At 73.9% G+C, this 11,799-nt stretch carries 1 protein-coding gene; it reads left to right on the top strand.

What is annotated here, in order from left to right; translation table 11 throughout:
- Positions 1–3: 3 nt before the first annotated feature.
- Positions 4–11,799 (top strand): amino acid adenylation domain-containing protein (locus ACFWAR_RS38030; RefSeq protein ID WP_385787894.1); only part of this gene is annotated, 11,796 nt, incomplete at its 3' end.

Genomic DNA, 11,799 nt, shown 5'->3' with positions numbered 1-11,799 from the left:
GGTCTGACGGCTGAGCGGTTCGTAGCTTCGCCTTACACCAATGCTGGTGAGCGGATGTATCGGACGGGTGACCGTGTCCGGTGGACCGCTGAGGGCGAGCTGGTCTACCTGGGACGTGCGGATGACCAGGTGAAGGTGCGTGGTTTCCGTATCGAGCCGGGTGAGGTCCGGTCGGTGGTGGCGGGGCATCCGATGGTGGCTCAGGCCGCGGTCGTGGTCCGTGAGGACGTGGCGGGTGACAAGCGACTCGTCGCCTACGTCGTGCCCGTGGTGGCCCATGGCGAGCGGGGCGTGCTGCCGGAGTCGGTGCGTGAGCTGGTGGCGCGTCGTCTGCCCGAGTACATGGTTCCGTCGGTGGTCGTCGTGCTGGACGCGCTGCCGCTGACGGTCAACGGGAAGCTGGACGTCAAGGCGCTGCCCGCGCCGGAGTACACGGCCGGTTCCGGCCGCGGCCCCTCCAGCGTGCGGGAGGAGATCCTGTGCGCCGCCTTCGCCGAGGTCCTCGGCCTGGAGGACGTCGGCGTCGACGACGACTTCTTCGCACTCGGCGGCCACTCCCTCCTCGCCGTCCGGCTGATCAGCCGGGTACGGACGGTCCTGGGCGTGGAGATCCCGCTGCGCGCGCTGTTCGAGGCGCCGACGGTGGCGCGGCTCGCCGCGCGGCTCGACGGCGCCGACCGGGCCCGGGTGGCCCTGACGGCGGGCGAGCGCCCCGAGCGGGTGCCGCTGTCCTTCGCGCAGCGCCGCCTGTGGTTCATGGGGCAGTTGGACGGCCCGAGCTCGACCTACAACATCCCGATGGCCCTGCGGCTGGGGGGCCGGCTCGACCAGGAGGCGCTGAACTCGGCGCTGCGGGACGCGATCGGCCGCCACGAGGTGCTCCGTACGCGCTTCCCCATGGCCGACGGGGAGCCGTACCAGCACATCCTCGGCGTCGAGGAGCTGGAGTGGGAGCTGCGGGTGGCCGAGGTGGCGGCCGCGGATGTGGACGCTGCGGTCGCCGGTGCGGCGGGTTACGCCTTCGACCTGGCGGTCGATCTGCCGGTGCAGGCCTGGCTGTTCGCGGTCGGTGCGGACGAGCACGTGCTGGTCGTGGTGGTGCACCACATCGCGGGTGACGGCTGGTCGACCGGGCCGCTGGCCCGCGACCTGTCGGTGGCGTACGGGGCCCGGAGTGCGGGTTCGGTTCCCGAGTGGGAGCCGCTGCCGGTGCAGTACGCGGATTACGCGCTGTGGCAGCGCGACCTGCTGGGCGATGACCAGGACCCGGAGAGCCTGGTCTCGCGCCAGGTGGACTACTGGCGCCGCACGCTCGCCGGAGCCCCCGAAGAGCTGACCCTGCCCTACGACCACAGCCGCCCGGCGGTGCTGGGCAACCGCGGCCACGGCGTGCCGCTGGAGATCCCGGCCGAGGTGCACGCGCGCCTCGTGGACGTGGCCCGCGCCGAGGGCGTGACCATGTCCATGCTGCTGCAGACCGCGCTGGCGGTCCTGCTGTCCCGGCTCGGCGCCGGAACCGACATCCCCATCGGCGCGCCGAACGCCGGCCGTACCGACGAAGCGCTCGACGACCTCGTCGGCTTCTTCGTCAACACCCTCGTGCTGCGCACGGACCTGTCCGGGAACCCGACCTTCACCGACCTGTTCTCCCGGGTGCGGGAGACCGCTCTCGCGGCCTTCGCGCACCAGGACCTGCCGTTCGAGCGGCTGGTCGAGGAGCTGGCCCCGGCCCGCTCCCTCGCCCGCCACCCGCTGTTCCAGGTGACGCTCACGGTGCAGAACAACGCCGACGCGGCCCTGGACCTGTCCGGTCTCGCGGCGGAGGCGGTCCCCGCGGGGGCGCCGGTCGCCAAGTTCGACCTGGACGTGACCGTCGGCGAGGTGTTCGACGCCCAGAACCGTCCGGCGGGCCTGCGCGGCGTGGTCGTCGCGGCGGCGGACCTGTTCGACCGGGACACCGTCGAGCAGCTCGGTCGACGCCTCGGGACGGTGCTCCGGACCCTGGCCGCCGACCCGCGCACCCGTATCGGCGCCGTCGACGTCCTCGACGAGGACGAGCGCCGCCGGGTGCTGGTGGAGTGGAACGACACCGCGGCCGAGGTGCCGCGCGCCACGGTGGTGGAGCTGTTCGAGGAGCGGGTCTCCCGGGCTCCCGACGCCGTCGCGGTCGTGGCCGACGGCGCCGAGGTCTCGTACGCGGAACTCGACGCCCGGGCCGACCGGATGGCGCGCTACCTGGTGGACCGGGGAGTGGGCGCGGAGTCGCTGGTCGCGGTCGTGCTCGAACGCGGCGTCGACCTGATGGTGGCGCTGCTCGGCATCCTGAAGGCGGGCGCCGCCTACCTGCCCATCGACCCCACCTACCCCGCCGAGCGGGTCGCCTACATGTTGGACGACGCCGAGCCGGCCGTGGTGCTCGGCGCGGCGGGCACGGTCGGGGCCGTCCCCGCCTCCGCCCCGCTCGTGATCGTCGACACGGCCGAGTTCGCCCGGGCCCTGGACGACGCGGCGGCCCGGCCGTCGACGGCCGGGGACCGGCCGCGGGCGCTCGCGCTCCCCGCCTACGTGATCTACACGTCCGGATCGACGGGCCGCCCGAAGGGCGTGGTCGTCACCCAGTCCGGCTTCGCGAACACGGTCGCGGCACTGGCCCGGTTCGGCGCGGGCCCGGAGTCCCGCGTCGCGCAGTTCGCGTCGCTGAGCTTCGACAACTTCTGCCTCGAATGGTCGCTGGCCCTCACCTCGGGCGCGGCGCTGGTCGTGGTCCCCGCCGAGCGGCGCCTGGGCCAGGAACTCGCCGTGTTCTTCGCGGAGCAGGGGATCACCCACGCGACGCTGCCGCCGGCCGTGCTGGCCGGGCTGGAGCCCGGGTCGATCGCGCCCGGCGTCGTGCTCGAAGTCGGCGGTGAGGCGTGCTCGCCGGAGCTGGTGGACCGCTGGTCCGCCGGGCGCCTGATGTTCAACACCTACGGTCCGACCGAGACCACGGTGGACGCCACGGTGTGGCGCTGCGCTCCCGGAGCGCGCGAGGTGCCGATCGGCTCGCCCATCGGCAACGCCCGGGCGTTCGTCGTGGACGCCTTCCTGGCCCCCGTGGCGCCCGGTGTCGTCGGTGAGCTGTACCTGGCGGGAGCGGGACTGGCGCGCGGTTACGCGGGCCGCCCCGGACTGACCGCGGAGCGCTTCGTGGCGTGCCCGCACGGCGCGCCCGGTGAGCGGATGTACCGCACCGGCGACCTGGCCCGCTGGGACGCGGACGGCCGGCTGGTGTTCGTCGGCCGAGCCGACGAACAGGTCAAGGTCCGCGGCTTCCGCATCGAGCTCGGCGAGGTGCGGGCCGTGGTGGCCGGTCACCCGTCGGTCGAGCAGGCCGCGGTGATCGCCCGCGAGGACGTCTCCGGCGACCCCCGCCTGGTCGCCTACGTCGTGCCCGCCGAAGGCGCGGACCACGACGAGCTGTCGGCGGGCGTGCGGGCCCTGGTGGCCGAGCAGCTGCCGCAGTACATGGTCCCGTCGGCGGTCGTGGTGCTGGACGCGCTGCCGCTGTCGGTGAACGGCAAGCTGGACCGCAAGGCCCTGCCCGTGCCGGAGTACGCCAAGGGCGAGGGCCGCGGCCCGTCGAACCTGCGGGAAGAACTCATGTGCGCGGCGTTCGCCGAGGTACTGGGGCTCGAGAGCGTCGGCGTCGACGACGACTTCTTCGGGCTGGGCGGCCACTCGCTGCTCGCGGTCCGGCTCGTCGAGCGGCTGCGGGAGCACGGCGTACCGGTGTCGGTGCGGGCGCTGTTCCAGACGCCCACCGTCGCGGGCCTCGCGACCTCCTCCGACGCGGAACTCGTCGTCGTACCGCCGAACGGCATCCCCGACGACGCGCGGACGATCACCCCCGACATGCTCCCCCTGGTCGACCTCACGGCCGCCGAGGTGGAGCGGATCGTCGCCACGGTGGACGGCGGCGCCGCCAACGTCGCCGACGTCTACCCGCTCGCCCCGCTCCAGGAGGGTCTGCTCTTCCACCACCTGCTGGCGGAGGACGGCGAGGACGCCTACGTGACCCCGATGGTGGTCGAATTCGTCACCCGGGACCTCCTGGACCGGTACCTGCTCGCCCTGCAGCAGGTGGTGGACCGCCACGACATCCTCCGGACCACGATCGTGTGGGAGGGCCTGCGCGAGCCCGTCCAGGTGGTGTGGCGCCGAGCCGCGCTGACGGTCGAGGACGTGCTCCTCGACTCCGGGAGCACCGATCCCGTCGCCGACCTGGTGGCGCTCGCGGGCTCGGCCATGGACCTGGGACGCGCGCCGCTCATCCGCGTGCACCTGGCCCCCGAGCCGGGCACCGGCAAGTGGCTGGCACTGTTCCGCGTGCACCACATGGTGCAGGACCACACCGGCATGGAGGTCGTCCTCGACGAGGTCGTCACGATCCTGTCCGGCCGGGCCGACACCCTGCCGGAGCCGCTCCCCTTCCGCGACTTCGTCGCACAGGCCCGCAACGGCGTCGAGCGCGAGGCCCACACCCGCTACTTCTCCGAGCTGCTGGGCGACGTCACGGAGACCACCGCCCCCTACCAGGAGCTGAACGCCCTCGGCGACGGCTCCGGCGTGGTCCGCGCCCGGCTCCGGTTCGCACCGGAGCTGGACGGCCTGATCCGCGAGGCCGCACGCCGCCTGGGCACCAGCCCGGCCACGCTCATGCACGTGGCCTGGGCCCGTCTGCTCGCCGCGCTCAGCGGCCGGCACGACGTGGTCTTCGGCACCGTCCTGCTCGGCCGGATGAACGCCTCGGCGGGCTCCGACCGGGTCGCGGGTCCCTTCATCAACACCCTTCCGATGCGCGTGCGCATCGACGGCACGACGGCCCGCGCCGCCGTCGTGGCGATGCGCGGCCAGCTCGCCGGACTGCTGGAGCACGAACACGCTCCGCTGGCCCTGGCGCAGCAGGCGAGCGGGGTTCCGGGCGACGCCCCGCTGTTCACCGCACTGTTCAACTACCGTCACAACAGCGCCCGTCCGCAGGACCAGGCCGAGAACTCCGCGCCGGGCGGCACCGAAGTCGAGGGCATCCGGCTGGTGTTCGGCCGGGAAGTCACCAACTACCCGCTCTCGGTCTCCGTCGACGACGACGGGGACGGCATCGGCCTGGCCGTCGACGCGGTGCAGACGATCGACCCCCAGGTCGTCGCCACACTGCTGCGCACCACCGCCGAGAACCTGGTCGCCGCGCTGAAGGACGAACTCAACGGCGGTCCGCGCCTGGCCCTGTCCGCCGTCGACGTGCTCGACGAGACCGAGCGCCACCACGTCCTGGTGGACCTCAACGACACCGGCCGCCGCACCGCGGCGTCGACCGTGCCCGCGCTCTTCGAGGCGCAGGTGGCCCACACCCCCGACGCGGTGGCGCTGACCGCCGCGGGCACCGAGCTGACGTACGCGCAGCTCGACGCCCGGGCGAACCGGCTGGCCCGACTGCTCCTGGACCGGGGGGTCGGCGCGGAGTCGCTCGTCGCCGTGGCCATGCCGCGCGGCGCCGACGCCGTCGTCACCCTCCTGGCGATCACGAAGGCGGGGGCCGCCTACCTTCCGGTCGACCCCTCCTACCCGGCGGAGCGCATCGCGTTCATGCTGGCCGACGCGGCGCCGGCGCTGCTGGTGACCACCGGCGGGACCGTCCTGCCGCCCCGGGCCCCGGCCACCGCGGCCGCGCCCGTCCCGTACCTCGTCCTGGACGCCGCGGAGACGGCCGCCGCGCTCGCCGGTCTGGCCGACGCCGCGCTCACGGACGACGAACGCTCCGCCCCCGTCCTCCCGGACAGCGGTGCCTACGTCATCTACACCTCCGGCTCCACCGGCCTGCCCAAGGGCACGGTCGTGCCGCACCGGGCGATCGACCGCCTGGTGCGCGACTGCGGGTACGTCGAACTCGGCGCCGGCGACGTCGTCGCGCACCTGGCCTCGGCGTCCTTCGACGCCGCGACCTTCGAGATCTGGGGCGCCCTGCTCAACGGCGCGACCCTGGCCGTCGCACCCTCCGGTGCGCTGTCCGTCGCCGAACTCCGCGAGTTCCTGACCACCCGCCGCGTCACCACCCTGTGGCTGACCGCCGGACTCTTCCACGAAGTGGTCGACCAGGACCCCGACATGCTGCGCGGCATCCACCAACTGCTGGCCGGTGGCGACGTCCTCTCCCACGCGCACTGCCGCGCCGTGCTGGACCGACTGCCCTCCGTCCGCCTGCTCAACGGCTACGGACCGACGGAGAACACCACCTTCACCGCCGTGCACGAGGTGCGGGCCGCCGACGTGGCGGGCAAGGCGGGCGTGCCGATCGGCACCCCGGTCTCCGACACCCGCGTGTACGTGGTGGACGAGTGGCTGAGCCCCGTGCCCGTCGGCGTGGTGGGCGAGCTGTACACCTCCGGCGCGGGCCTGGCCCGCGGATACGCGGGCCAGGCCGGGCTCACGGCGGAGCGGTTCGTCGCCTGCCCCTTCGAGCCGGGCGAGCGCATGTACCGCACCGGGGACCGGGCGAGCTGGGACACCGAGGGACGACTGGTGTTCGCCGGCCGCGCCGACGAGCAGGTCAAGGTCCGCGGCTTCCGGGTCGAGCCCGGCGAGGTGCAGGCCGTGGTGGCCGCGCACCCCGAGGTCGCGCAGGCCGCGGTGATCGTCCGCCAGGACGCCCCCGGGGACAAGCGGCTCGTCGCCTACGTGGTGTCCACGGGCGACCACGACGGCACCGAACTCACGGCGTCCGTCCGCGAGTACGTCACCGGACGGCTGCCGGAGTACATGGTCCCGTCCGCGGTGATGGTGCTGGACGCACTGCCGCTGACCGCGAACGGCAAGGTCGACCGCAGGGCCCTGCCCGCCCCCGACTACGAGGGCGGCGCCGCGGCCGGCGGCCGCAGGGCCGTCACCCTGCGGGAGGAGATCCTGTGCGGGGTGTTCGCACAGGTCCTGGGCCTGGAGAGCGTCGGCGTCGACGACGACTTCTTCGCCCTGGGCGGTCACTCCCTGCTGGCGACCCGGCTGATCAGCCGGGTGCGGACGGTGCTGGGCGTCGAGGTGGCGCTGCGCGCGCTGTTCGAGGCGCCGACGGTGGCGCGGCTCGCCGCGCGGCTCGACGGCGAGGACCGGGCCCGGGTGGCCCTGACGGCGGGCGAGCGCCCCGAGCGGGTGCCGCTGTCCTTCGCGCAGCGCCGCCTGTGGTTCATCGGGCAGCTCGAAGGCCCGAGCTCCACCTACAACATCCCGATGGCCCTGCGCCTGACGGGCGCCGTGGACACGGCGGCGCTGAACGCGGCGCTGCGGGACGTCATCGGCCGCCACGAGGTGCTGCGCACCGTCTTCGCGGTCGCCGACGGGGAGCCGTACCAGCACATCCTCGGCGTCGAGGAGCTGGAGTGGGAGCTGCGGGTGGCCGAGGTGGCCGCGGCGGACGTGGACGCTGCGGTCGCCGGTGCGGCGGGTTACGCCTTCGACCTGGCGGTCGATCTGCCGGTGCAGGCCTGGCTGTTCGCGGTCGGTGCGGACGAGCACGTGCTGGTCGTGGTGGTGCACCACATCGCGGGTGACGGCTGGTCGACCGGGCCGCTGGCCCGCGACCTGTCGGTGGCGTACGGGGCCCGTGGCGCGGGTTCGGTTCCCGAGTGGGAGCCGCTGCCGGTGCAGTACGCGGACTACGCGCTGTGGCAGCGCGACCTGCTGGGCGATGACCAGGACCCGGACAGCCTGGTCTCGCGCCAGGTGGACTACTGGCGCCGCACCCTCGCCGGAGCCCCCGAAGAGCTGACCCTGCCCTTCGACCGCCCCCGCCCGGCCGTGGCCTCCCACCGCGGGCACACCGCGTCCCTGGAGATCCCGGCCGAGGTGCACGCACGGCTGGTGGAGCTGGCGCGCGCCGAAGGCGTCACCACCTTCATGGTGCTGCAGGCCGCGCTGGCGGTCCTGCTGTCCCGACTGGGCGCGGGCACCGACATCCCGATCGGCTCGGCGCACGCCGGACGCACGGACGTGGCCCTGGACGACCTCGTCGGCTTCTTCATCAACACGGTGGTCCTGCGGGCCGACGTGTCCGGGGACCCGACGTTCACCGAGGTGCTCGCCCGGGTCCGGGAAGCCGGACTCTCGGGCGTGGCGCACCAGGACGTGCCGTTCGACCGGCTGGTCGAGGAACTGGCCCCCACCCGCTCCATGGCGCGTCACCCCCTCTTCCAGGTCGTCCTGACCATGCAGAACACCATCGAGGCCGTACTGGACCTCGGTGACCTCCAGGCCGGCCGGATGTCGGCCGGTCACACCTCGGCCAAGTTCGACCTGGACGTCCTCGTCGCCGAGGAGTTCGACGCCGACGGCGCGCTCGCCGGGTTCCGGGGGACGGTCACCGTCGCCGCGGACCTCTTCGACGCCGAGGCGGCGGGCCGGATCGCCGCCGCCTGGGCGCGCGTGCTCGACACCCTGACCGCCGAGCCGCAGGTGCGGCTCAGCGCGGTGGACGTCCTCGACGAGGACGAGCGCCGCCGGGTGCTGGTGGACTGGAACGACACCGCGGCCGAGGCGACCGCCGGTTCGGTGGCCGATCTGTTCGCGGCCCAGGCGGCCCGGACCCCCGACGCCCTCGCCGTCGTCTGCGAGGGCGCCGAGGTGACGTACGCGGAGCTGGACGCGCGGGCGAACCGGCTGGCGCACTTCCTGGTGGACCAGGGCGTGGGCGCGGAGTCGGTGGTGGGTCTGTGCCTGCCGCGCGGCGTGGAGACCATCGCCGCGATCCTCGCGGTGTGGAAGGCCGGGGCGGGCTACCTCCCGATCGACCCCGAACAGCCCGCCGAACGCATCGCGTTCATGCTGACCGACACCCGCGCCGTCCTCCTGCTCAGCACCGAGGACATCCTCGACGAGCTGCCCACCGGCAAGGTGCGCTCGGTCGCCGTGGACGGGACCCTGGTCACGATGCAGCTGGGGATGGCCCCGGACACCGCGCCGGACGTCACCGCGGCGCCGGACGAGCTGGCCTACGTCATCTACACCTCCGGCTCCACGGGCCGGCCCAAGGGCGTCGCGATCACGCACGGCTCCCTGACCAACTACGTCGCCAACGTCCCGGAACGGATCGGGTTCGGCGAACCCGGCGGGCGCTACGCGCTGCTCCAGGCCCAGGCCACCGACCTCGGCAACACCGTCGTGTTCGCCGGCCTGGTCTCGGGCGGCACGCTCTACGTCCTGGAGGAGGACGCCGTCACCGACCCGGTGGCGGTCGCCGACTACCTGGCCGAGCACCGCATCGACCACCTCAAGGTGGTCCCGTCCCACCTCGCGGCGCTGGGCAGCGCCGACGGCCTGACGAAGGTCCTGCCGAGCGGCTCCCTGGTGCTCGGCGGCGAATCCGCCTCGCCCGCATGGGTGAAGGAGCTCATCGAGGCGGCCGGGGAGCGCCGGGTGTTCAACCACTACGGCCCCACCGAAGCGACCATCGGCGTCGCCACCACCCGCCTGACGGCGGAGCAGGTGGCCGAGGGCGTGGTCCCCATCGGCAAGCCGGTGGCCAACACCCGCCTGTACGTGCTCGACGCCTCGCTGCGGCCGGTGGCCCCCGGCGTCATCGGCGAGCTGTACATCGCGGGCGCCCAGCTCGCCCGCGGCTACGTGCGCCGCCCGGACCTGACCGCGGAGCGGTTCGTCGCCTCCCCGCTCTCGGGCACCGGCGAGCGCATGTACCGCACCGGCGACCGCGCCCGCTGGACGGCGGACGGCCAGGTCGTGTACCTGGGCCGCGCCGACGACCAGGTCAAGATCCGCGGCTACCGCATCGAGCCGGGCGAGGTGCAGGCGGTCCTGACCGCGCACCCGCAGGTCGACCGGGCGGCGGTCGTCGCCCGCGAGGACGCCACGGGCGACACCCGCCTCATCGCCTACCTCGTGCCCGTGGACGAGGACGACGACCCGGCGGAACTCTCTGCGGCCGTCAAGCAGTTCACCGCCCAGCGACTGCCCGAACACATGGTTCCGTCGGCCTTCGTCACGCTGGACGCGCTGCCGCTCACGAGCAACGGCAAGCTGGACCGCAAGGCCCTGCCCGCGCCCGACTACGCCGCCGCGGCGGGTACCGGCCGCGGTCCCTCGACCGCCCAGGAGGAAATCCTGTGCGCGGCGTTCGCCGAGGTCCTCGGCCTGCCCACGGTCGGGGTCGACGACGACTTCTTCGACCTGGGCGGCCACTCCCTGCTCGCGGTGCGACTGGTCAGCCGCATCCGGGTGGTGCTCGGGGTCGAGGTCGAGATCCGGGTCCTGTTCGAGGCGCCCACGGTGGCCGGGCTCGCCGCCCAGCTGCACGGGGCCGACCGGGCCAGGGTGCCGCTGACGGCGGCCGAACGCCCGGAGCGCCTGCCGCTGTCGTCCGCACAGCGCCGCCTGTGGTTCATCGGGCAGCTGGAAGGCCCGAGCGCGACCTACAACATCCCCGTCACCGTCCGGCTCGCCGGCACGGTGGACGTCGCCGCGCTGAACGCCGCGCTGCGGGACGTGATCGCCCGCCACGAGGTCCTGCGCACCGTGTTCGAGACCGCGGACGGCGAGCCGTACCAGCGCGTCCTCGACCCGGCGGACCTGGCCTGGGACCTGAAGGTGGCCGAGGTGGCCCCGGCGGAGCTGGCCGACGCGATCGGCGAGGCCACGCGCTACGCGTTCGACCTGTCGAACGAGGCGCCGATCCGGGCCTGGCTGTTCCGGGCCGGGCCGCAGGACCAGGTCCTCGTGGTGACCATGCACCACATCGCGAGCGACGGATGGTCCACCGGACCGCTGGCCCGCGACGTGTCCGCGGCCTATGCGGCGCGCCGCGACGGCCGGGCGCCCGAGTGGCAGCCGCTGCCGGTGCAGTACGCGGACTACGCGCTGTGGCAGCGGGACCTGCTCGGTGACGACCAGGACCCCGACAGCGTCATCGCCGGTCAGGTGGAGTACTGGAGCCGGGCGCTCGCGGGCGCCCCGGAGGAGCTGGAACTCCCCTTCGACCGGCCGCGTCCCGCGGTCGCCGGATACCAGGGGTACCGCGTGCCCCTGGACGTGCCGGCCGAGGTCCACGAGCGGCTGCGGGCCGTCGCCCGCGCCGAGGGCGTGACCATGGCCATGGTGCTGCAGGCCGCGCTGGCGGTCCTGCTGTCCCGGCTGGGCGCCGGGAACGACATCCCCATCGGCGCGGTGAACGCCGGCCGTACCGATGAAGCGCTCGACGACCTCGTCGGCTTCTTCGTCAACACCCTCGTGCTGCGCACCGACCTCTCGGGGGACCCGACGTTCCGCGAGCTGCTGTCCCGGGTCCGGGACACGGGGCTCTCGGCCTTCGCCCACCAGGACGTGCCGTTCGAGCGGCTGGTCGAGGAGCTGGCCCCGGCCCGCTCGCTGTCCCGCCACCCGCTGTTCCAGGTGGCGCTCGCCGTGCAGAACAACGCCGAGGCGGCCTTGGACCTGTCCGGCCTGCGCGCCGGGGGAACCGGGGTCGCGGAGACCTCGGGGACCGCGGTGGCGAAGTTCGACCTCGACGTGAGCGTGGGGGAGACCTACGACGCGGAGGGCGCGCCGGCCGGTCTGCGCGGTGCGCTGATCGCGGCCGCGGACCTCTTCGACGCGGGCACCGTCGCCCGGTTCGCCGAGCGCCTGACGCGCGTGCTGGAGGCCGTCGCCGATGCGCCGGGACGTCGACTGAGCTCGGTTGACGTGCTGGAGGAGGTGGAGCGTCGTCGGGTTCTGGTGGAGTGGAACGAGACGTCTGCTGTTGTGGGTGAGGTGTCGGTCGCGGGG

It is taken from the genome of Streptomyces sp. NPDC059917 (assembly GCF_042730635.1).
Taxonomy (GTDB): domain Bacteria; phylum Actinomycetota; class Actinomycetes; order Streptomycetales; family Streptomycetaceae; genus Streptomyces.
Note: the sequence above shows the minus strand (reverse complement) of the source record. Positions and strands in the feature narration are given on the sequence as shown.